This window comes from Pantoea sp. AS142, from assembly GCF_037152305.1.
Classification (GTDB): domain Bacteria; phylum Pseudomonadota; class Gammaproteobacteria; order Enterobacterales; family Enterobacteriaceae; genus Pantoea.
Genome location: NZ_JBBCMO010000004.1, coordinates 242,100 through 265,413 on the forward strand (window position 1 = coordinate 242,100; position 23,314 = coordinate 265,413).

At 54.8% G+C, this 23,314-nt stretch carries 21 protein-coding genes; 9 read left to right on the plus strand and 12 right to left on the minus strand.

What is annotated here, in order from left to right:
* Window positions 1–267: 267 nt before the first annotated feature.
* The 3 genes from acs (at window position 268) to WFO64_RS10565 (ending at window position 4,345) form a co-directional block, all read left to right on the plus strand.
* Window positions 268–2,223: an acetate--CoA ligase gene (acs, locus tag WFO64_RS10555; RefSeq protein WP_337011402.1), complete on the plus strand. Its 1,956-nt coding sequence runs from the start codon at window positions 268–270 to the stop codon at window positions 2,221–2,223.
* Window positions 2,224–2,363: 140 nt separating this feature from the next.
* A complete protein-coding gene (locus WFO64_RS10560) occupies window positions 2,364–2,693 on the plus strand; it encodes a DUF485 domain-containing protein (protein WP_337011403.1) in 330 nt (109 codons plus the stop codon).
* Complete coding sequence (locus WFO64_RS10565; RefSeq protein ID WP_337011405.1) at window positions 2,690–4,345, plus strand: cation acetate symporter; 1,656 nt, start codon at window positions 2,690–2,692, stop codon at window positions 4,343–4,345. Before WFO64_RS10560 ends, WFO64_RS10565 begins: the two co-directional genes overlap by 4 nt.
* 83 nt (window positions 4,346–4,428) lie before the next feature.
* On the opposite strand, the gene WFO64_RS10570 is transcribed toward WFO64_RS10565, so the two are convergent.
* The 3 genes from WFO64_RS10570 to WFO64_RS10580 form a co-directional block, all read right to left on the minus strand.
* Window positions 4,429–4,974: a YfaZ family outer membrane protein gene (locus tag WFO64_RS10570; RefSeq protein WP_337011407.1), complete on the minus strand. Its 546-nt coding sequence runs from the start codon at window positions 4,972–4,974 to the stop codon at window positions 4,429–4,431.
* A 136-nt stretch (window positions 4,975–5,110) separates the two neighbouring features.
* Window positions 5,111–5,806 carry an LrgB family protein gene (locus tag WFO64_RS10575; RefSeq protein ID WP_337011409.1) on the minus strand — a complete coding sequence of 232 codons (696 nt, stop codon included), beginning with the start codon at window positions 5,804–5,806 and terminating at the stop codon, window positions 5,111–5,113.
* A complete protein-coding gene (locus tag WFO64_RS10580) occupies window positions 5,799–6,224 on the minus strand; it encodes a CidA/LrgA family protein (RefSeq protein ID WP_337011411.1) in 426 nt (141 codons plus the stop codon). The genes WFO64_RS10575 and WFO64_RS10580 overlap by 8 nt, the downstream gene beginning before the upstream one ends.
* 103 nt (window positions 6,225–6,327) lie before the next feature.
* Between WFO64_RS10580 and WFO64_RS10585 the strand changes: the two genes are divergently transcribed.
* A complete protein-coding gene (locus WFO64_RS10585) occupies window positions 6,328–7,230 on the plus strand; it encodes a LysR family transcriptional regulator (RefSeq protein WP_337011413.1) in 903 nt (300 codons plus the stop codon).
* A 44-nt stretch (window positions 7,231–7,274) separates the two neighbouring features.
* Here WFO64_RS10585 and WFO64_RS10590 read toward each other — a convergent pair whose 3' ends face one another.
* From WFO64_RS10590 to soxR, 4 genes are all read right to left on the minus strand, one after another.
* Entirely contained in the window at window positions 7,275–8,924 is a 1,650-nt protein-coding gene (locus WFO64_RS10590) for a Na+/H+ antiporter (protein ID WP_337011415.1), read from the minus strand.
* Window positions 8,925–9,069: 145 nt separating this feature from the next.
* Window positions 9,070–10,419 (minus strand): NCS2 family permease, encoded by a 1,350-nt coding sequence (locus WFO64_RS10595; protein WP_337011417.1) that lies wholly within the window; start codon window positions 10,417–10,419, stop codon window positions 9,070–9,072.
* A 348-nt stretch (window positions 10,420–10,767) separates the two neighbouring features.
* A complete protein-coding gene (locus WFO64_RS10600) occupies window positions 10,768–11,433 on the minus strand; it encodes a glutathione S-transferase family protein (protein WP_337011532.1) in 666 nt (221 codons plus the stop codon).
* Between the two features lie 39 nt (window positions 11,434–11,472).
* A complete protein-coding gene (soxR, locus tag WFO64_RS10605) occupies window positions 11,473–11,958 on the minus strand; it encodes a redox-sensitive transcriptional activator SoxR (RefSeq protein WP_337011419.1) in 486 nt (161 codons plus the stop codon).
* 100 nt (window positions 11,959–12,058) lie between these two features.
* Here soxR and soxS point away from each other — a divergent pair, with 100 nt between their 5' ends.
* Entirely contained in the window at window positions 12,059–12,484 is a 426-nt protein-coding gene (gene soxS / locus WFO64_RS10610) for a superoxide response transcriptional regulator SoxS (RefSeq protein WP_337011422.1), read from the plus strand.
* Between the two features lie 256 nt (window positions 12,485–12,740).
* Window positions 12,741–13,022, plus strand: coding sequence for a YjcB family protein (locus tag WFO64_RS10615; protein ID WP_337011424.1), 282 nt, complete (start codon window positions 12,741–12,743; stop codon window positions 13,020–13,022).
* A gap of 54 nt (window positions 13,023–13,076) precedes the next feature.
* Here WFO64_RS10615 and WFO64_RS10620 read toward each other — a convergent pair whose 3' ends face one another.
* Together WFO64_RS10620 and WFO64_RS10625 are read right to left on the minus strand one after the other, a co-directional pair.
* Window positions 13,077–14,027: an ATP-grasp fold amidoligase family protein gene (locus tag WFO64_RS10620; protein ID WP_337011426.1), complete on the minus strand. Its 951-nt coding sequence runs from the start codon at window positions 14,025–14,027 to the stop codon at window positions 13,077–13,079.
* An 8-nt stretch (window positions 14,028–14,035) separates the two neighbouring features.
* Window positions 14,036–15,292: an oligosaccharide flippase family protein gene (locus WFO64_RS10625; RefSeq protein ID WP_337011428.1), complete on the minus strand. Its 1,257-nt coding sequence runs from the start codon at window positions 15,290–15,292 to the stop codon at window positions 14,036–14,038.
* A gap of 523 nt (window positions 15,293–15,815) precedes the next feature.
* Between WFO64_RS10625 and WFO64_RS10630 the strand changes: the two genes are divergently transcribed.
* On the plus strand, window positions 15,816–16,211 hold the full coding sequence (locus WFO64_RS10630; RefSeq protein ID WP_337011430.1) for a transposase: 396 nt from the start codon (window positions 15,816–15,818) through the stop codon (window positions 16,209–16,211).
* 922 nt (window positions 16,212–17,133) lie between these two features.
* Here WFO64_RS10630 and WFO64_RS10635 read toward each other — a convergent pair.
* Window positions 17,134–18,093: a DMT family transporter gene (locus WFO64_RS10635; protein WP_337011431.1), complete on the minus strand. Its 960-nt coding sequence runs from the start codon at window positions 18,091–18,093 to the stop codon at window positions 17,134–17,136.
* A 77-nt stretch (window positions 18,094–18,170) separates the two neighbouring features.
* Window positions 18,171–18,998: an AraC family transcriptional regulator gene (locus WFO64_RS10640; protein ID WP_337011432.1), complete on the minus strand. Its 828-nt coding sequence runs from the start codon at window positions 18,996–18,998 to the stop codon at window positions 18,171–18,173.
* Window positions 18,999–19,121: 123 nt separating this feature from the next.
* On the opposite strand from WFO64_RS10640, the gene WFO64_RS10645 reads away from it, so the two are divergent.
* Entirely contained in the window at window positions 19,122–19,643 is a 522-nt protein-coding gene (locus WFO64_RS10645) for an isochorismatase family protein (protein ID WP_337011434.1), read from the plus strand.
* Window positions 19,644–19,712: 69 nt separating this feature from the next.
* Here the strand turns inward: WFO64_RS10645 and ssb1 are convergent, their stop codons facing one another.
* Complete coding sequence (gene ssb1, locus WFO64_RS10650) at window positions 19,713–20,261, minus strand: single-stranded DNA-binding protein SSB1 (protein WP_337011435.1); 549 nt, start codon at window positions 20,259–20,261, stop codon at window positions 19,713–19,715.
* Between the two features lie 224 nt (window positions 20,262–20,485).
* Between ssb1 and uvrA the strand changes: the two genes are divergently transcribed.
* Window positions 20,486–23,314, plus strand: coding sequence for an excinuclease ABC subunit UvrA (gene uvrA / locus WFO64_RS10655; protein WP_337011437.1), 2,829 nt, complete (start codon window positions 20,486–20,488; stop codon window positions 23,312–23,314).

Consider the following 23,314-nt stretch of genomic DNA (forward strand, 5'->3'; position numbering starts at 1 on the left):
TTCGATGAATTTACGCATAGCTATGCAGGAACGATTAAAAACTGATCCGGCGCGTTTGCTCGCTTTTTATTCAGGGTGCAAGCGAAAAAGAGAGACCTTAATTCTCTATCGCCGCCAGAGAGTTAACCGAAAATATCAGCATCGCTTCACACTTCCTGTTCGGCTGTTTATCACGTGATCTGTGGCGCAAAAAAGAAACAAAGCTCTGGCGCAGGCTTTAATTAACCATTGATTGACATATCATTAACATCTTCAAGGAGATCCGCCATGAGCCAAAATCACAAACATCCCGTTCCAGAGAATATTGCAGCAAACACCCTGATTACAGCAGAACAGTATCAGGCGATGTATCAGCAATCTGTCGACGATCCAGACAGTTTCTGGGGCGAACAGGGCAAAATCCTTGACTGGATTACGCCTTACAGCAAAGTGAAAAACTGCTCGTTTGCACCGGGTAACATAAACATTCGCTGGTACGAAGATGGCACGCTCAACCTGGCGGCAAACTGCCTTGACCGTCATTTATCGACGCGCGGCGATCACCCGGCGATTATCTGGGAAGGCGACGACGCCAGCGAAAGCAAAACCCTGACCTTCCGACAGCTGCATGCCGAAGTCTGTCGCTTCGCCAACGTGCTGGAACTGCTGGAGGTAAAAAAAGGCGACGTGGTGGCAATCTATATGCCGATGGTGCCGGAAGCCGCAGTGGCGATGCTGGCCTGTGCGCGAATCGGTGCCGTCCATTCAGTGATCTTTGGCGGCTTCTCACCGGAGGCGGTCGCTGGCCGCATCGTCGACTCCAGCGCCTCACTGGTGATCACAGCCGATGAAGGTCTCCGCGCTGGTCGCAGCATTCCGCTGAAGAAAAATGTCGATGACGCCTTAAAAAATCCCCATGTCACCAGCGTAAAAAACGTAGTGGTGTTCCAGCGCACCGGTAAAGATGTCGGCTGGGTTGAAGGCCGTGATCAGTGGTGGCATGACCTGATGCTGAACGCCAGCACCAACCATCCGGCAGCAGAAGTCGGCGCGGAAGATCCGCTGTTTATCCTTTATACCTCCGGTTCAACCGGCAAACCTAAAGGAGTACTGCATACCACTGGCGGTTATCTGGTCTATGCCGCTACCACCTTTAAGTTCGTCTTTGATTACCATCAGGATGATATTTACTGGTGCACCGCTGATGTTGGCTGGGTGACGGGCCACAGCTATCTGGTTTATGGCCCGCTAGCCTGTGGTGCCACCACGCTGATGTTTGAAGGGGTACCGAACTGGCCCGCGCCGAGCCGCATGGCGGAAGTGGTCGATAAACATAAAGTCACGCTGCTCTACACTGCCCCTACCGCAATCCGTGCGCTGATGGCGGAAGGTGATAAGGCGATTGCCGGTACCGATCGCAGCAGCCTGCGCATTATGGGATCGGTTGGCGAGCCGATTAACCCGGAAGCCTGGGAGTGGTACTACAAGAAAATCGGCAACAGCCGCTGCCCGATTGTGGATACCTGGTGGCAGACCGAAACCGGCGGCTTCATGATCACGCCGCTGCCTGGCGCAACCGAGCTGAAAGCGGGTTCTGCCACCCGGCCTTTCTTTGGCGTGCAGCCGGCGCTGGTGGATAACGAAGGTCAGCCACAGGAAGGCGCCTGTGAAGGCAATCTGGTGATCACCGAGTCGTGGCCTGGGCAGGCGCGTACCCTTTATGGCGATCATGACCGTTTCGAGCAGACCTACTTCTCCACCTTTAAAAATGTCTACTTCAGTGGTGATGGTGCCCGTCGTGATGAGGAGGGTTACTACTGGATCACCGGCCGCGTCGATGACGTGCTCAATGTCTCCGGTCACCGGCTCGGCACCGCCGAAATTGAATCGGCGCTGGTCTCGCACCCTAAAATTGCCGAAGCGGCGGTAGTGGGGATTCCGCACAGCATCAAAGGTCAGGCGATTTATGCCTATATCACGCTAAATCATGGCGAAGAGCCATCGCCGGAGTTGTACACCGAAGTACGCCAGTGGGTTCGCAAAGAGATTGGCCCACTCGCCACACCTGATGTGCTGCACTGGACCGACTCATTACCGAAAACGCGCTCCGGTAAAATCATGCGACGTATTCTGCGCAAAATCGCCACCGGCGATACCAGTAATCTTGGTGATACGTCTACGCTCGCCGATCCTGGCGTAGTAGAGAAACTGCTTGAGGAGAAACAGTCGATCAAAATGCCTTAAGCGCATGCTGTCCGGCGGGAAGATCGCTTCCCGCCACACCCGCCCTACGCAGTCTGTTTCGGTAGTCACAAATATTATAACCAGCTGAATCCGCGCTCCGACGCGAGGTTCTCGCCTGCAAGCCCTCTGGAGAAAATGTGATGAATGATACCCTTTCGAATCAGGATGCAATCAATCAACAGATTGAACGTAATCCCCGTTTTCATGTGTTAGTCCGTAAACGCCAGGCGTTCGCGACTTTACTGTCACTGATTATGCTGGTGCTCTATGTCGGCTTTATCCTGCTGATTGCATTTGCACCCGGCTGGCTCGGCACGCCCCTACATGCCGGCACCAACGTGACGCGCGGTATCCCGATTGGCGTCGGGCTGATTGTGATGTCGTTTGTGCTGACCGGCGTCTATGTCTGGCGCGCCAACGGTGAGTTTGACCGTTTAACGAAGGCGATCCTCAGCGAGGTGAAATCATGACCCGTTTCACCTTATGGCTGCTGGCCTTAATGCTGCCGTTTTCAGCGCTGGCTGCCGATGCGATAACCGGTGCCGTGCAGCGCCAGGCGACCAACTACCAGGCGATCATCATGTTTACGATTTTCGTCGGTGCCACGCTGGGGATTACCTACTGGGCGTCAAAGCGGACCCGTTCGCGCAACGACTACTACACTGCGGGCGGCAATATCACCGGGTTCCAGAATGGTCTGGCGATGGCGGGCGACTTCATGTCAGCCGCCTCATTCCTGGGCATTTCGGCACTGGTTTATACGTCCGGCTATGACGGGCTGATCTACTCGCTCGGCTTCCTGGTCGGCTGGCCGATGATTCTGTTTTTAATCGCCGAGCGGCTGCGCAACCTGGGGCGCTACACCTTTGCCGATGTCGCCTCGTATCGTCTGAAGCAGATGCCGATCCGCACCCTGTCAGCCTGCGGCTCACTGGTGGTGGTGGCGCTCTACCTGATTGCTCAGATGGTCGGGGCCGGTAAACTTATCCAGTTGCTGTTTGGCCTTAACTACCATGTGGCAGTAGTCCTGGTCGGCATTCTGATGGTGATGTATGTGCTGTTTGGCGGCATGCTGGCTACGACCTGGGTGCAGATCATCAAAGCGGTGCTGCTGCTGTTTGGTGCCACCTTTATGGCCGTGATGGTGATGAAGGCGACCGGTTTCAGCTTCAATACGCTGTTCACCGAAGCGATGGCTGTCCATCCAAAAGGCATCGCGATCATGCAACCTGGCGGGCTGGTCAAAGATCCTATCTCGGCACTGTCGCTGGGGCTGGGACTGATGTTCGGTACGGCCGGATTACCACATATTCTGATGCGCTTTTTCACCGTGGCCGATGCCAAAGAGGCGCGTAAAAGTGTCTTCTGGGCGACCGGCTTTATGGGTTATTTCTACTTCCTGACTTTTATTATCGGCTTCGGTGCCATTCTGCTGGTGGGCGCTAACCCGGCCTTTAAAGATGCCAGCGGCGCGTTGATTGGCGGCACCAATATGGCGGCGGTGCATCTGGCCAACGCTGTTGGCGGCAGCACCTTCCTGGGCTTTATCTCTGCGGTTGCCTTCGCCACTATCCTGGCGGTGGTCGCGGGCTTAACGCTGGCGGGCGCATCGGCGGTGTCTCACGACCTCTACGCCAGCGTGTATCGTAAAGGTCAGGCGAGTGAGAAAGATGAGCTACGGGTCTCAAAAATTACCGTGCTGGCGCTCGGCGTGGTGGCGATTGCGCTCGGTATCCTGTTTGAGAAACAGAACATCGCCTTTATGGTCGGGCTGGCCTTCTCGATTGCAGCCAGTTGTAACTTCCCGATCATCTTGCTGTCGATGTACTGGTCAAAACTTACGACGCGCGGCGCGATGGTCGGCGGCTGGCTCGGTTTGCTGACCGCCGTCATTCTGATGATCCTCGGCCCGACGGTGTGGGTACAGGTGCTGGGCAACGCAACGCCGATTTTCCCGTATGAGTATCCAGCGCTATTCTCCATGGCAGTGGCCTTCATCGGTATCTGGCTGTTCTCGATTACCGACCCTACACAACAGGGTGCAGAAGAGCGTTCACGCTTCCGGGCGCAGTTTATTCGCTCGCAGACGGGTACCGGCATTGAACAGGGAAAAGCACACTGATCGTGGCTTTTCGTTCATAACGCGCAAGGCAATAAAAAAGGGCGACTAACGGAATAGTCGCCCTCTTCTTTCACGCAACAGAATCAGAAACGCAGCGATGCACCCACGTACGGGCCATCGACCAGCACGTTATCTTTGCGTCCACCTTTGTTATTCAGTTCGATGTACTGGTAACCCACACGCAGGTTAAGCAGTGAAACTGGCGTGAAGCTCAGGCCGCCAGCAGCTTCCTGATAGCTGTCGAGCTGATCGGTAAACGACTCTGGCGCATAATAATATTCGCCATACAGGCCCCACATGCTGTTTAAGCTGTAGTGTGCTGCACCACCCAGCGCCACCGCAAATCCATCTTTTCCATCTTCAGGATGGGTGAAGATCGCTTTTGCGGTCGGCGCCAGGCGCAGCGGCCCGAAATCAACGTTGTAACCCAGACCGGCACCGTAGGTGCTGCCGTCATGGTCGCTACGCAGCCAGTTACCCTTCAGAAACAGACCTGGTGTTGTGGTGCCCAGACCCAGGTTCAGGTTGGTGTTGTGTTCGCTGACATCAACACTGCCTTCAATCGCCTGAGCGGCACCGCTCAGTAAAACCAGCCCGAGGGCGCACCCGGTAACAAGTTGCTTAAACATGATTCCACTCCATGACAATTAATTCGGCCGCAAGATTAACAGCCTGAAATGGGGAGACAACAAATTCTGGAAAACTTTACGTAAAATATGCGTCTCTTTCAGGATGTCTGCCGTCGCCTGCGCTACGCAGTGTAGACTATATTGCCCACATCAGGTGTCCAATCAGCGGAGCCAGCACGACGGTTACTACGCCAGAGAGCATCATCACCAGGCTGGCGACAACGCCCTCCTGCTGCCCGAGCTGATAAGCGCGTGCTGTTCCGGCACCGTGCGAGGCGGCACCGAATCCCGCGCCTTTCGCCACGCCCTGCTTGATCGCGATGCGCAGAAACAGCACGTCACCCACCGCCATGCCAAACACACCGGTGATCACCACAAACAGCGCGACCAGATCGGGCTGACCACCAATCGGGCCTGCCGCCGCCAGCGCGAAGGGCGTGGTAATGGAGCGCACCGCCAGGCTACGCTGGATCGGCTCCGGCAGGGTTAACAGCCGCGCCAGCCAGACGGAACTGCAGACGGCGACCAGCGTGGCGGTGAGCACGCCCGCGCTCAGTGACAGCCAGTGGCGCTTAATCATCTCCACGTTCTCATAGACCGGCACCGCAAACGCCAGCGTTGCCGGTCCCAGCAGCCAGAGCAGCCAGTGGTTTTCTGCGATGTAATCCTGCCAGCTGATATGCGTCAGCAGCAGCAGTGCCACCAGCACCAGCGGCGTCATAACCAGAGGCATCAGCAGCAGCGTTCGCCAGCGACGATAGAGCCGTTTATTCAACGCATAAACCAGCAGCGTGACCGCCACACACAGCAGGCTGAGTAGAAAATCACGCATGCGGATCCTGCTTACGCGCGGCGCGCGCGACTTCGAACTGATAAAGCCGATCCACCACCCAGGCGGTGGATGCCAGCACCAGCAGCGTACTGACGCCAATCACCATGCAGATGCGCCAGCCATCGATCCGCAGCAGATCGCCATAATTCACCACCGCCACCACTGCCGGAATAAAAAACAGCAGCATCTCGGCCAGCAGCCAGCGTGACCCGGCTTTCACCCAGTTCAGCGGCACAATCCGCATTATGATTAACGCCAGCAGCAGCAGCATCCCGACGATATTGGCGGGCAGCGGCAGGTGCAGCCAGCTCACCAGCCGGTCGCAGGCGATAAACAGGCCGATATATAACCCCAACTGGAGCGGTAGGCTTAACCATTGCACTGCGCGGTTACTGCGTGGAGTGAGCGCTAACGCCATCACCTTGTCTCCCCGATTAAATTCACCGCAACAGTATAAATCGTCAACAGAAGGTGAAAAAAATGAATTAAAATTATCGCAATCATGCCTTAAAGGAATAGTTATGGATGTCCGCGCCCTGCGTTACTTTACTGAAGTGGTACGCCAGCAGAGCTTTACCCGTGCGGCGCAAAAGCTGTTTGTGACGCAGCCGACCATCAGCAAAATGCTGCGCCAACTGGAGGAGGAGCTGGGCTGTACGCTGATCCTGCGCGATGGCCGCCGCCTGCACCTCACAGACAGCGGCCAGGCGGTCTATCAGCGCGGCCTGGCTATCCTGCAGGAGTTTCATCAACTGGAGGCGGAGATCGGTGACATCAACCAGCTAAAAACGGGCGAGCTACGGCTCGGCATTCCGCCGATGGTCGGTATGCAGATCGCCGGATCGATCTCCGCTTTTCGCCGCCGCTATCCCGGCGTTAAGCTTAAAATCTCTGAGTTCGGCGGTCTGACCGTACAGCAGGCGGTGCTGGCGGGCAGTCTGGATATCGCCCTGACCGCGCTGCCGGTTGACGCTGAGCTGCCGCTGAACACGCTGCCCCTGATGCATCATCCGCTCTGCGTGCTGTTGCCACGTTGCCCGGAGTGGCTCAGCCGCCAGCAGATTGGCCTGGCAGAACTGGCACAGCATCCGCTGCTGATTTTCAATGAGGAGTTCTCGCTGAATCGTCAACTGATGCAGGCGTTTCAGCGGCTTAACCTGACGCCAACGGTGGCGGTGCGCAGCGGTCAGTGGGATTTTCTGGCGGCGATGGTGCAGGCGGAGATGGGGCTGGCGATTCTGCCGGAGCCGATCTGTCAGCGGCTGGATAAGCAGTCGCTGCTGTGGCTACCGCTGGAATCGGAGCTGAAATGGAGCCTGGGTTTAATCTGGCGGGAAGGGAGTTATCTGTCGCGCAGTGCGCAGGCGTGGATAGCCTGTTGTCGCGAGCATTGGCCGGATGAGCCGCCGCGCCTGTCGGTGTGAAAGGCTGGCACGCCACATTAATGAGCAGGCGTGCCAGTCAGGTCTTATTCTTCTTTTTCGATCAGCAGTGCTTCCAGCAGATCCAGGTCGTGCAGTAACTTCTGCATCGTCTCATTGGAGATTTGCTGGGTGGCACGCAGATGATAGACCTCAGCACGTTCGGCACGCAGTCCGGTCAGGCGGAAGCGACGCTCAAGGTTCTCAGCGAACAGCGCGTGTTCCAGGTCATTCTTCCCTTCGGCGCGACGGCGTAAGTTGCCAATCACCCGCAGACTCACCTCTTTCAGCAGCTCCGGATCGATGTTCTCTTCCGACTCATTCTGCAGCCGGTCTTCCATCTTGTGCAGGCTCTCAATGGCTGTGCCTGCCATTACCGCACGAGCATTCTGTAGCTCGCGACGGTGTGCGCCTTTATCAATGGTATCAATGCCGCGCAGCAAAATCGGCAAGAGCATCACCCCCACCAGCAGCGAGAACAGAATCACGCCAGTGGCGATAAAGACCAGCTCATAGCGCGCCGGGAAAGGCTCGCCGTTGGTCAGGAATAGCGGTATCGACAGGACACCGGCGAGGGTAATCGCGCCGCGCACACCCGCAAAAGAGGCGATTAGCAGTTCACGAAACGAGTAGTTAGAGAACTCCAGCGGCTTCTTCTTCAGCAGGCGTTTGCTGAAGCGTTGCATAATCCACAGCCAGCCAAAACGTACGATCATCAGCGCGGCATAGACCAGCCCGATATCGGCAAACAGCATCCAGATCTCGACGTTCGGATCGGCCTGCGCCTGATCGATAGAGGTCTGCAGAATATCCGGCAACTGCAGGCCCAGCATCAGAAAGACCATGCCGTTAAACACGAACTCCAGCATCTGCCAGACACTGTTGGCACGCAGGCGCATCGCCAGCGGTGCCTGACGAATTATACCGGAACGGGTGATGGTCATACCGGCAGCCACGGCGGCCAGGATGCCTGAGACACCCAGATGCTCAGCAATCAGGTAAGAGGCGAAAGGCAGCAGCAGCAGCAGCACGGTCTGGGTAGCCGGATCGTCACCGCTCCAGCGGCTGAGCAGACGCAACGACTTACCATAGAGCCAGCAGATGGCTACACCCGCAATCAGCCCCCCCACTGCGACTTTCAGGAATTCAACGCTGGCACCGCCCCAGGTAAACACCATGGTGCCCATGGCGACTGCCACGGCAAATTTCAGCGATACCAGGCCCGATGCGTCATTCATCAGGGCTTCGCCCTGCACGATCGACATAATCTTCTTGGGAATGCGGCCCTCGCCGACAATGCCGGAAAGCGCCACGGCATCGGTTGGTGACAGTACCGCCGCCAGCGCAAAGGCAGGAATCAGCGGGATACCCGGCACCATCCAGTAGATCAGATAGCCGATACCGATCACGGTAATCAGTACCAGCGCCAAAGCTAAGCCAATTATTTCGCGGCCATGATGCAGGAACTCACTGATCGGCGTCTTCCAGCCATCAGCGAACAGCAGCGGCGGAATAAAGAGCACCAGAAACAGCTCCGGGTCAAAGTCAACATGCAGACCAAAGGTTGGCCAGGCCAGCATCGCACCCACGGCGATCTGAACCAGCGGCAACGGGATCTGAAAAGGGAGAATACGGGCCGCGACGCCAGAGAGCGACACGACCAGCGTCATGATGAGAATTGTAAAAAAGATTTCCATGCTTTCCTTAGGCGTCGTTTCTTTCAATCATTGGTTAAGCGCTAAAGTGTAAAACAAACTGCGGTTAAGGTTGTCAGCTACGCGTGCGCCGGGCGGGAAAACAGTGAAAAATTCCGGACGTGCAGCCGCACGCCCGGTTGTACAGTCAGATCGCCCAGCCACCGGCGTAAAACGCCACCAGCGCAATGGCAATCACCACGGTGCCGACGTTGAGCTTACGCCATTCACCCGCGAACAGACGGCCCACCACAAGGCTGGCGAAGCCGATCATAATGCCGGTTACGATGTTACCGGTGAGCACGATAATCACCGCCGTTAACAGCCCCGACATCGCATCGACAAAATCATTGAAGTCGACCTTCGCCACGTTACTGAGCATCAGCAGACCCACATACATTAATGCAGGTGCGGTGGCGTAAGCCGGCACCAGATACGCCAGCGGCGACATAAACAGGATGGCGAGGAACAGCAGGCCGACCACAATTGCGGTGAGACCGGTTTTCCCCCCTGCCGCCGTACCTGCCGCCGATTCGATATAGACCGCAGCCGGTGACGCGCCCACCAGACCCGCAAACAGGCTGCTGATGGAGTCGGTGGTCAGCGCACGGCCACCATTGATAATCTGGCCCTGTTTATCCAGCAGATTTGCCTGGCCCGCGACCGCGCGAATGGTGCCGGTAGCGTCAAACACCGCCGTCATCACCAGTGCCAGCACGCTTGGCAGCACTACCGGCTGCATCGCGCCCATAATGTCGAGACTGAACACCAGCGACTGACCGCTGGCATCACGCAGGCTCGGCAGCGCAAACAATCCTTTGTAGCTCACTGCCGGATCGAATATCAGCCCGAGCAATGAAATGGCGATAATCGTCAGCAGAATGCCACCGGGCACCCGGCGCTTCTCCAGTCCAATAATCGCTGCCAGTCCCAGTAGCGTCATCATCACCGGAAAGGCGGTGAAGTGACCCAGCGCTACCGGCAGGCCCGGGGCCGGATTTTTCACGACCAGACCCACGCCGTCAGCTGCGATCAGCAGCAGAAACAGGCCAATCCCAACACCGGTGCCGTGCGCCACGCCCATTGGCAGGTTACGCAGGATCCAGGCACGAATGCCGGTCACCGAGATCAAGGTAAACAGCAGCCCCATCAGAAAGACTGCGCCCAGCGCTACCGGCACGCTAATGTGCTGACCCAACACCAGGCTGAAAGCGGTAAAGGCGGTTAAGGAGATTGCGCAGCCAATGGCCATCGGCAGATTGGCCCACAGCCCCATGATGATGGAACCAAAGCTGGCGACCAGACAAGTGGCGACAAACACTGCGGAGGGGGAGAAACCGGCTTTTCCAAGCATCCCCGGCACCACGATTACGGAGTAGACCATCGCCAGAAAGGTGGTGAGTCCGGCCAGAATTTCCTGACGCACGCTGCTGCCGCGCGCCGAGATCGAGAACCAGGCGTCCAGTTTTCCACTGGCCGGGCGTGATTCAGTTGACATAGTTGAGCCTCAAAAATTTTTGTTGTGTGGATCGCTCTGCGACCATCGCTGTCCCTGGAATAAGCGGATAAATGGCGACACTGCCCGGATTAAACCGCCAGGCAAACGTTTACCTTGCCGCAGATAATTAGCCATCAAAAACGGCCAGATAAAAAGGCATGCGATTATCCGGCGTTTAGCGCCACGTTTTCAACTCTAAGAGGGAGATTCTTTGGCATAAAGATTGGGCGTAACAGGCTGGCAGAGACCAGTCTGAAACGCTGAGGCCATAAACTTAATGTCATATAAAGAGAGAATTTGCACCGGCGCATCGGTGATCGTACAGCACGCGCCGGTGGAGAGAGACGATTAACCAGGCAGCGAAAGCTCGCCGCCCTGCGCAATCGCGCGCTGCCAGGCGGCGCGCTGCTGCACCGTCTGCAACCATTTTTCAGTGGCGGGCATCTGATCCAGTCCGGCACGGCGCGCCAGTGCCAGCAGCGGAAAGCTCATCTGGATATCCGCAATGGTGAAACGCTCACCGGCAAACCAGGGATGCGTCGCCAGATGCTGTTCGATCATCTGCCTGTGCGGCTTCAGCTGTTTATCCAGGAAAGCCTTCTGCACCCCTTTGCCAAAGGCCGCACCAACCGGACGCAGCAGCCACGGCACTGGCGCTTTACCCATCTGACCGAAGATCAGCTTCATCACCAGCAGCGGCATTAGCGAGCCTTCGGCATAGTGCAGCCAGTAGCGGCACTGCAACCGTGACGCCTCATCACTGACTTGCAGCCGGAACGCGTGGTCATATTTCTCTTCAAGGTATTCGAGAATGGCACCGGATTCTGCCACCACCTGGTTCCCGTCAGTAATAACCGGCGATTTTCCTAGTGGATGTACTTTTTTCAGCGCCTCGGGTGCCAGCATCGTCGGTTCACGTTGGTAGCGTTTAATCTGATAGGGCACTTCCAGCTCTTCCAGCAGCCACAGCACCCGATGCGAGCGTGATTTCTCAAGATGGTGAACGGTGATCATCATGATTCCCTGTGTTTTGACCTTCCCCTAGTATAGACGTCACTCCACGTCCGAATGTTTATCATCCTGTTCCGGGTCGAGCAGCACCGCACCCGAGCCCTGTTGACCCAGCCGGTCACCGGGGTTACGCAGCGGACAGTCGCGCATCGACAGGCAACCGCAGCCGATACAGCCATCCAGATCATTGCGCAGGCGGGTCAGGGTTTCAATCCGCTTATCCAGTTCTTCGCGCCAGTGCTGGGTCAGCGCATTCCACTCCGGTGTCGACATGCGCTTGTTAACTGGAATGTGATCCAGACTGTCACTGACCGTTGACAACGGAATGCCGATACGCTGAGCAATCTTGATAATAGCGACGCGTCGCAGCACGTCACGGCTGTATCGCCGCTGATTGCCGCTGTTACGAGTGCTGAAGATCAGCCCTTTGGTTTCATAGAAGTGCAGCGCCGAGACCGCCACCCCGCTGCGGCGCGCCACTTCACCCGGTGTTAAGACCGGCTTTGGATAGTTGCGTTCTTTTTTCATCAGGCTCTTTACCTCAAGTTAACTTGAGGAATTATACTCGCTCTCCATCAAAACGACTAAACTCCCCTTACCGTTTATTAAGCACCAGAAGGATGAGGCTATGATGCAAGAAGAGATCATTCATTCCCTGACGGACTGGATTGACCAGAACCTCGACAAGAGCCTGTCGATCGATGAGGTTGCGGCGAAATCGGGCTATTCGAAATGGCATCTGCAGCGTATGTTCCGTTCCGTGACGAAACAGACGCTGGGTGGATATATTCGTGAACGTCGCCTGACGCTGGCCGCTGAGGCGTTGTCTCAGACACAGCGTCCGGTCTTTGATATTGCGATGCAGTATGGTTATGACTCGCAACAGACGTTTTCACGCGTTTTTCGTCGTCAGTTTTCGCAGACACCAACGGCTTATCGCCACACCATGCGGCGTCAGGCGATTCAGCGCCCTCGCCTGCTGAGCTTTGGCTGCAACGAGGGCAGTACCAGTTTTACCCAGCGCACTACCGGCGAGTGCTGTCCGGTTCGTTGATCCTCAGATGCGCCTGAAAACAGGCGCATCTGACTGAAATTCCCCGCATGTTATCTGCTACGGCTCAATTTTCCTTCAGCCAACTACCATACCAGAGTCAAATTTTGTTCAAAATTTAAAATCGAATGATATAATGTGACGCAAGTCACACTTTGAACCTGGGTTGACGGCGAAAAAGCACTCCCTGACACACTTTTCCGCCGCCGGTGATGTCCGCAGATTGTCAGGAATACCTACTGATATTGAGGTCCGGCCAATGGCTACGTTAACCGCCAGTTTTCTTGTTATGCGTTGGGAATTGCTGAGCGCAATCATGATGTTTTTTGCCAGCACCCTGAAAACCAAACTTCGTCAGGATAGCCGTCACGTGATGGCGTTTATGTGTAGCGGGATTGGTTTGGGCATGACCTGCTGGTTTGTGACCGGCCTGATGGATATTACCCTGAGCATGGAAAATGTGTATAACTTCCTGGAAATCTCGAAGCATGCGTTTATCGATGCGATGAGCCAGGCCCCTGCTGACTGGCCGATGCCCTGATTTTTGCGCATAAAAAACCCCGCTATGCGGGGTTTTTTATATTGCTGTGTGTGCTTAAATTTTCTTCAACATGGCAGGGATATTAACATCCTGCACTCTAACGCCCGGGCTCTGCGTTCCGCGGCGGTCCTGAATCCACATATCTCCCATCATCTGGTTTAAACCCCGATCTAATCCGGTAACCAGTCCTGCACCTGGGGTGAAGGTCAGTTCGCCAAAGTAGATTCGTTCGTCATGGATGTACCAGTCCACACGCACATAGTCGAAATCACTGGCCAGCTTCTTGCTCAGTTCGAGCGCATGTTCCAGTGACGGCATAATCGGTGAGACATCCAGACCGGTGTCACGAATCTTGTGATACGCCTCGTTGAGGTTATTCACATAGAAATTCATCGACAGCAGCGGCTGGCAGCGGTTGTAGATCACCTGCAACACATATTCGAACTTGCCATCACGCTTGTTGAACATATGGAATTTGTAATCTATCGGCGCGCTTTTGCCATCGCCAATGTACTTCTCCACCAGGATGCGCGGCTTGATGTAGCGATAGTGAATCTCACGCGCTTCGTTGGCAAAGTCGGTCTTGAGCCAGCGATAGCAGTCATGAATGATCTGCTGCTTGCGCAGTGCGTCCGGCTCTTCCAGCAGAATTTCTACCATGTTGGAGGCGTGGTTCGGCTTGATCACCGTCCCTTTCCAGCACGGTAAGCTGTTCAGCGTGGTCGGGTCAGTGGTTTCGTGTACCAGCGGGATCAGGTATTCATTACCGATTTTTTCAGCAATGAATTCGCGCACCGAGTACTTATCTGACAGACGACCGTAGTTCTGGTAATCGCCGAAGATAAACTTACGGTACAACACCTTCTCGTTGAACACTTTTGGCTGACGCAGATTGGGCAGCTTTCTGAACTTATGGAAGTAGTAGATGCGGTCCTGATAAGCCCAGGGCATCTTCTTAATAAAGTACTGCACACTTCTTCTGAGTTCTTCTTTCAACTTGAGCATATCTGACCTCATTTGTATGTTTTGTAGTTGAGTGAGGAAACCTGAATCTTTTGAATGACGCCGTTTTTAAAGAAGTAATTCATTACGGTCAGGGACAAAAGCTCTGAAAGGAAAACGCTCCACGCGGCCCCCATGATGCCGTGACCCTGGATCAACCACCAGGAGAGCGGCAAACTGATGACCATCAGGCAGATGATTTTCCTCAGCAAATAGTTAAATCCTCCCTCTTTGACCATGTAGCGATACGCTACAGTCCCCATTGCCGAAAAGCTGGTCGCCATCGACAGCAACGTAATGAGACTTCCTGACTGTGTGTATTCCGGTCCGTACAACGTAATAATGATCCGCTCGCCATAAAGCGAAATGACCAGCAGCATCAACAATGAAACCCCCATAACGTAACCATGGAGCCGCGCAGCGAGCTTAATGGCGACCTCGCCGCGCTCCCTGAAAATTTCAGTAAAGCAGGAGGTGATGAGCGCCACCGGGATGAAAATCCAGGAGGCGGAAATGGTGTTCGCCGCCGCAAACAGGCCGAGGTCGCGCGCAGGTGCCGTGCCTGCCAGGAACATCTGCGCCGCTTTAACCTGCACCGAGATAAAGATGCTGGAGATCGCCAGTGGCAGACCGGCATACATCAGATAACGCAGATAGGCAGTGCGCTTTTCGCGCGGCGGCATCTGATCCTGATGGTCCTGATAGAAGTTGTGACGCTTAATCAGGTAAGGTACCAGGGTCACTGCCACAATCGACAGCGTCAGCCAGAGTGGATTAAGACGCAGCCAGGCGACGGTGAAGCTGATACCGAAACTCAGCAGCATGCCTACGGCATTGGCGATAGTGTTAAGACGCGATGCAAGACGCGCATTGTTATAAACGCTGAAGGTGTCCTGGGTGACAAAAACCGAGGCAACAAATGAGGCCAGTGCAAACGCCAGGAAGTTTTCCTGCATGTTGTACCAGACCCAGATTAAGACTGGCACCGAAGTGACCAGCAATAACACCATTCGCAGCGTACGGGCGATGGTCATCAGGCGCAGGCCTTTAGACGCATTTTTGCTGACGCGCTTAAACAGAATGGTTTCGGTGCCAAAGATTGCAACGGTTTGGACCATCGCAAATAATGAGGTAGAAAACGCCATCTGGCCAAACACCGTTGGGCCAAAGGATTTCGCCACGTAAGACGTCACAAAAATGACGCCAAAAACGGAGATGATCTTCTCAGACATCATCCAGGCGGCATTAGACATTACGCTCAATTTCATCGACTCTTCCTTAGTATTACTCAACTACAACCGCTTCGGTACAACATCCCTGTAACGAATTAATAAGCGCTCAGTGGGCCTGGCGAACATGTAAGATTTCAGACCAAGCTGGACCGAAAATTGAGATGTAAATCATGATCCGGAGAGTGAATTCAGGATAATTCTTATTATAAATGGCGCGAATCACTACAGATGGAAACGATTTCAGGCTGAAAATAAAACAACCCTAAAGAGCCATACCGGCATATTAATGAAGTCGGTCAGGCTAAATATCCAGTATACGTAGATTTTTTCGTATTTTGGATGCGATGAATTTATAACAAAAATCCCCCACCAGGAAGGCGCGCCCACCGGATAAGAATAAAATAAGATTTATCCCATGATGATATTTATTCTAAATATCTTAATTTAGGCTTCGCAATTCAATTCGCACACTTTAATACTGCCTTAATAGAATCTTACAGTGCCAGAGATTATTAAAGTCATTCTCATCCATTAATCGATAAGAAAGGTAAGAGCATTTATGAGAAAGTCACGATACAGCGAAGATCAAATCACAAATGCCATTAAAGCTTCTGAATCGGGCGTGAAAGTCAGAGAGATTTGTGAAGAGTTAGGCATCTCTGAAGCCACGTTCTACAGCTGGAAGAAGAAGTTTTCTGGTTTGTCTTCGGAAGAAGGCAGAAAAATCAAGGAACTGGAAGAAAAACTGCAAAATATCACGCGTGAACTGCAGACGCTCAATGCGGATAAAGAGATGCTGCAAAGCGTTCTGAAGCACTTTTTTACCACTAATGAAAAACGTCAGGCTGTGGATTTCCTGCAGACCACCTTCGACATCGGCACACGTCGTAGCTGCCGCTTATTAGATATCAGTCGCAGCGTATACCATTATCCGTCAGGCACGGAGAACCGCTAAACCCTATGCTACCGCGCTTTTTAGACTTAACGCTGAGATTTGTTCTTACCAGAAGAGATGAAGATCATTTAACAGGACAATTGCGGCACCCTTTTCCGCTCCATTTATAACTAATGAATGGCTTCACGGCTAGGCTTCTTTTTTTGCGGTAAAATTGATTCACAACAGCAAAAGTCTCGCATTCTACGGCTACTCTTCCCTCCCCAATCTCGTTTACGCGGGATTGGGCCCTCCCTTTTTTACGTAAGCCCAGCTAATCGTCGGAACTAAATCATCTCAATACCATTAAGCCGCTTTAAACATCGCACGAAAAATAATCACCGCCGTTTTAAGTTAGTGATGGCCCTAACTGAAATTTTGCGGCTACGTTTAATTCACGACTAAAGGTTTATTGCATTAATTTACTCCAGGATAAATCCGGGATAAATAGTTCATTGCTCCTTATCACTAACGTTATGTGTCTATCTTACCTCTCTCTTCATTACGCATGATTGATGCCAGAGATTAATCTTTAATTAAAAACGCAGCGGCGGAATTTTCTTACTCATTTATCACTGAGTGAAGTTAATAGTGGTTTTCAGCCTGTCTTTCTCAGGGCCATACCGCAATAAAAAGCCGCTGATAAAAGCGTAACGGCCATAATGCTGCGCTATTTTTTCCGGTTAATGACTGATATATGAACAGTAAACCCATGCCAGCGCTGAAAATGACTCTCTTCAGGAGACAAGAAATCCCGTTTTTTTTACTGATAAGGGGGGATGAAAGAGGCTATCGGGGGGGAGGGTACGTTCGCGTGGCGGGATGAAATCGATTTCGCGGCGTAAATCTGCTGGCGAGCGGGCAAATCGGGATAGGGTTTAATCTTAAAAAGCCGCGCAGCGTGCTGTCCGCGCGGCAGAGGTATTCGGGTGCACTTCGCGGTTTAGTCGTTAACTGAGACCACGAGAGGTTGCGGTTTGATGCGCATTGCCCACAGGACACCGGCCATCAGACAAACAATGCCCGTCACGGTGAGCTGGGGTGGCCAGTGTTGAAACCAGAGAAAAGTCCATAACAGACCGAACAGAATCTCGAAAACAATCAGCGGCCCCATCAGCACGGTGGGCAGACGCTGGCTGGCAGCGTTCCAGCATAAAGTACCCAGCCACGAACAGAGCAGGCCAATCGCCAGCATCAGGGTGATAAACACTGCCGGACGCGGCCCAAACGGCAGTGAAAAAGCGGGCTGTTGCCAGGCGAGTTGCACACTGACCAGTGCATACATGAGCAGCGCCATAGGCAGCGTCACCAGGCCCTGCGCTGTGGCCCAGGTCGAGGGTCGCAGTTCGGGATGTGTACGCAGCCAGCGGGCATTGCGCAGCGGATACCAGGTCCAGCAGATCACGGCCAGCAGTGCCAGCGCGATACCGGTCAGATAACGGTTAAGATCCAGCGTGGTGCCCTGATTCTGTAGTTCCGCCCCATTCACGCAGAGCAACCCGGCCGCCATCATGATCAATGCCGGAAACAGCCGCCGCCAAGGCAGTCGTCCTTCAAGATGGCCGTAACAGAGATTGGCAGTGACGGCGATCACCACCGGCAGCGTGCCGATAATCATGGTAGAGACCGGCGCGCCGGTGCGCTGAATGGCGTTCGCCAGAAACGCATAATAGAAGAGGTTTCCCACCAGCGAGAGCTTCACCGCCTCGCGCCAGTCTGCCCGAACCAGTTGACGCAGGCGGCGGCGGTCGTGCCAGGCCAGCGGCAGCGCAATCAACCCAAACGCCACATAACGTCCCGCTGATTGCAGCGCGCCTGGATAGTCAGGCACCAGCAGCGGCCCGACAAATATCAGCCCCCACATCATCCCGGCGGTGACGGCAAACATGACACCAGCAAACATCTTTTCTTCCTTATAGGGCTTTTTAGCGCAGTGTGGCGGGTTTGGGCAGGGAATGCTTGTAGCAGATTGCGGTTTTATCAGGGCTGGCGCACCTGCTTTTGATAGCGGCCTGGCGTGATGCCATAACGGTTAGCGAAGGCGCGAGTCAGATGGGCCTGATCGGTTAATCCCACCGCCGCCGCGACGCTGGCGGCGGTTTCACCCTGTGCCAGCCTTTGTTTGGCGTCATAGAGCCGGAATGCCATCAGCATCTGATGCGGCGTAACGTGATAGTGCTGGCGAAAGGCGCGTAAGAAGTGCCACGGCGATAGCGATGCCAGCGCCGCCAGCTCATCCAGCCGCACCGGTTCTGAGAGGTTCGCTCGCAGAAAATCGCGCACCTGATCAAAGCGATGACGTGCATCTGTTTTGCCCTGTGAGGACATGCGGGCCAGCGGACGAATCTGCATCAGCAGTTCAGCAAGCAGGCTTTGGCGCGCCAGTTCAGACTCCGCCTGCCAGAGTGCGGCCAGCGTGCATGAGAGCGGCTGTGACATCCGCGGATCGGTCAGCAGCGCCTGATTAAACCACCAGCCGCGGTCACCGGTCAGTTCATCCATCAGTTGCGGCTGAATGTAGATCATCTGATAGCGCCAGCCCTCCTCGCAGGCTGATTCACCGGTATGCAGCTCATCCGGGTTCATCATGACCAGCGAGTTCTCCGGCGCAGTATATTCGGTACCGCGATAGCGAAAGCGTTGCGCGCCCGCTTCAATGGTGCCGATCCCGAAAGCTTCATGGGTGTGAGGTTCAAAGGCGTAGCGGGAGATGTGGGCCTGATAGAGTTCCACACCGGGCAGCTCTGCGAATTGCTGGAACCGGGCGCGGTCTTTCTCATAGGGGAAACTTGCGGGAACACCTTCCACTTCTCTCTCCTCATTTAACCGATGACCTATGCAGAATGCCTGCGACAGGGGGATAAATGCAAAAGATTGCTATCCGCAACGCTTCAGGCAACACTGCTTTTTTCAAACCGGATGGGATCAGGTATGGCAAAGCGCGTGGTACTGGTTATTGATATGCAGAATGGGGTCTTCAGCTCGCCACGCTTCGACAAAGCGGGAAGGATGGCGCAAATTAACCGACTGACCGAACGCGCCGATATCACTATTTTCATCCAGCATCACGAAGGCGCCATGTGCGAGGGCAATGAGGCTTTTAATCTGCTGCCGGAAATGGTTCAGCCTGATGGCGCACATTATGTGACCAAAACTGCCTGCGACAGCTTCTGGCAAACGGAACTGGCCGCACTGTTAAAGAGGCTGGAGATAGAGGAATTTGTGGTGTGCGGTTGTGCCACTGACTACTGTCTGGATACCACGATAAAAGTCGGGGCCAGCGCGGGCTATGCGATTACCGTTGCCGCTGATGCACATACCACGGCGGACCGCCGCTGGGTCAGCGCCGACGCGCTGATTAACCAGCACAATGAGGTGTGGGCTTCACTGTTGATACCCGGCAACGTGCCGCGCGTACTGAGTACGGATGCGATTATGGCTGAATGGTTGTAACCGGAAGTAAAAAGCGCACATAAAAAAGCCCGCATTGCGGGCTTTTTTACACTCTTTCCGCCAACGGGATCAGAACGGAATATCGTCGTCGAAATCCATTGGTGGTTCGTTGTTGTTGCTGGCTGGCGCACTCTGTGGCTGCTGCTGTGGACGAGACTGCGCGCCGCCACTGAACTGGTTGTTGTTGCCCTGCGGCTGCTGCGGCTGACCCCAGCCATTGTTGTTGCCACCGCCTGCTGATGCACCGGCACCAGCGTTACCACCCTGCTGACGGCCACCCAGCATCTGCATGGTACCGCCAACGTTGACCACGACTTCTGTGGTGTAACGCTCCTGGCCGCCCTGATCCTGCCATTTACGGGTACGCAGCTGGCCTTCGATGTAGACCTGCGAACCTTTTTTCAGGTATTCGCCTGCGACTTCAGCCAGTTTGCCAAACAGCACCACACGGTGCCACTCGGTGATCTCTTTGTTTTCACCGGTCTGCTTGTCGCGCCAGCTTTCCGACGTAGCCAGCGTAATGTTGGCAACAGCGCCACCATTTGGCATGTAACGTACTTCCGGATCCTGACCCAGATTCCCGACAAGAATCACTTTGTTAACGCCACGACTGGCCATGTTGCTGTCTCCCGATGAGTTAATGCCTATAGTCTAATCTATCAATTCTAACACGTCCTGCGGACTGTTTCCCACTTTAGAGCGGGGTTCCAGTTTTAATCGTCTCTGCTCCAAAGCCGGAGAGTACTGGATATTTATTCAGTCTATTTTTTGTGCCATAATGACACGTTTATTCTGGCCGTGTCGGCAAGGCGCGGTGAGTGCTGCTAATCCGGGAAAGGTGAATGGATAAGATCGAAGTTCGTGGTGCCCGCACCCATAATTTGAAAAACATCAACCTGACCATCCCACGCGACAAACTCATTGTGGTGACCGGCCTGTCAGGTTCCGGTAAATCCTCACTGGCGTTTGATACGCTGTATGCGGAAGGTCAGCGCCGCTATGTGGAGTCGCTCTCTGCGTATGCACGCCAGTTTCTTTCGTTAATGGAGAAGCCGGACGTCGATCATATCGAAGGTTTGTCGCCCGCCATTTCCATTGAACAGAAATCCACTTCACACAACCCACGCTCGACAGTGGGAACCATCACCGAGATCCATGATTACCTGCGTTTGCTGTTTGCCCGCGTTGGGGAACCACGCTGCCCGGATCATGATGTGACGCTGGCAGCGCAGACCGTCAGTCAGATGGTGGATCAGGTGCTCTCCCAGCCAGAAGGCCGACGCCTGATGCTGCTGGCACCGGTGGTGAAAGATCGTAAAGGTGAGCACACCAAAACGCTGGAGAATCTGGCGACGCAGGGCTATATCCGTGCGCGTATTGATGGCGAAGTGTGTGACCTGTCCGATCCACCAAAACTGGAGCTGCAGAAAAAGCACACCATTGAAGTGGTGATTGACCGTTTCAAAGTGCGTGAAGATCTGGCGACCCGTCTGGCGGAATCGTTTGAAACTACGCTGGAACTCTCCGGCGGGACGGCCATCGTGGCGGACATGGATGACAGCGCTGCAGAAGAGCTGCTTTTCTCGGCTAACTTCGCCTGCCCAATCTGTGGTTACAGCATGAGCGAGCTGGAGCCGCGCCTGTTCTCGTTTAATAACCCGGCGGGTGCCTGTCCAACCTGCGACGGCCTTGGCGTACAGCAATATTTTGACCCTGACCGCGTGGTGCAAAATCCCGAACTCTCGCTGGCAGGCGGCGCAATCCGTGGCTGGGATCGCCGCAACTTTTACTATTTCCAGATGCTGCGTTCACTGGCGGAACACCTCGATTTCGATATCGAAGCATCGTTCGGCAGTTTGCCCGACAATGTGCAGAAAGTGATTCTGTACGGTTCCGGCAAAGAGAGCATCGAATTTAAGTACATTAACGATCGCGGCGACACTTCGGTACGCCGTCATCCGTTCGAAGGCGTGCTCATTAACATGGAGCGCCGCTACAAAGAGACCGAATCCTCAGCGGTACGCGAAGAGTTGGCGAAATTTATCAGCAACCGCGCCTGCGCCAGCTGTGAAGGCACCCGCCTGCGTCGTGAAGCACGCCACGTGTATGTCGAGAACACCACGCTGCCGACCATCTCTGAGATGAGCATCGGTCACGCAATGTCCTTCTTTGAAAACCTGAAACTCAGCGGTCAGCGTGCGCAGATCGCAGAGAAAGTCCTGAAAGAGATTGGCGATCGCCTGAGCTTCCTGGTCAACGTTGGCCTGAACTATCTCTCAATGTCGCGCTCCGCGGAGACCCTTTCCGGTGGCGAAGCGCAACGTATTCGTCTGGCCAGCCAGATCGGTGCCGGACTGGTCGGCGTGATGTATGTGCTGGATGAGCCCTCTATCGGCCTGCACCAGCGCGACAACGAACGCCTGCTCGGCACTCTGGTTCATCTGCGCGATCTCGGTAACACGGTAATCGTGGTTGAGCACGATGAAGACGCGATTCGAGCTGCTGACCATGTGATCGACATCGGGCCGGGGGCAGGCGTGCATGGCGGCCAGGTGGTTGCTGAAGGCACCGTTGATCAGATCATGGCGCAGGAAGCGTCACTCACCGGCCAGTTCCTGAGCGGCAAGCGTGGCATTGCCGTGCCAGAGGAACGCGTCAAAGGCGATCCGGCTAAAGTGCTGAAGATCACCGGCGCGCGCGGCAACAACCTCAAGGATGTCACGCTGACGCTGCCAGTAGGGCTGTTCACCTGTATTACCGGTGTTTCCGGCTCGGGTAAATCGACACTGATCAACGATACGCTGTTCCCGATTGCGCAGCGGGCGCTGAACGGCGCTACCATCGCTGAACCGGCACCTTACCGTGACGTGGCGGGACTTGAGCACTTTGACAAAGTGATTGACATCGATCAGAGCCCGATTGGTCGTACACCGCGCTCAAACCCAGCGACTTACACCGGCATCTTTACCCCGGTGCGAGAACTCTTTGCTGGCGTGCCGGAAGCGCGTTCGCGCGGCTACAATCCTGGCCGCTTCAGCTTCAACGTGCGCGGCGGACGCTGTGAAGCCTGTCAGGGTGATGGCGTGCTGAAAGTTGAAATGCATTTCCTGCCGGACATTTATGTGCCGTGTGACCAGTGCAAAGGCAAACGCTATAACCGTGAAACACTGGAAGTAAAGTATAAAGGCAAGAGCATTCACGAAGTGCTGGAGATGACCATTGAAGAGGCGCGTGAATTCTTTGATGCGGTGCCGGCGCTGGCGCGTAAGTTGCAGACGTTGATCGATGTGGGTCTCTCCTACATTCGCCTCGGTCAGTCCGCCACCACACTTTCCGGCGGTGAAGCCCAGCGTGTGAAGCTGGCGCGGGAGCTGTCGAAGCGTGGCACCGGTCAGACCCTCTACATTCTTGATGAGCCGACCACCGGCCTGCATTTTGCCGATATCCAGCAGTTGCTGGAAGTACTGCATCAACTGCGCGATCAGGGCAACACCATCGTGGTGATTGAGCACAATCTCGACGTGGTCAAAACTGCAGACTGGATTGTCGATCTCGGCCCGGAAGGCGGCAGCGGCGGCGGTGAAATCCTCGTGGCCGGCACGCCAGAATCCGTCGCAGAGTGTGAGAAATCCCATACCGCGCGCTTCCTGAAGCCACTGTTACAAAAGTAA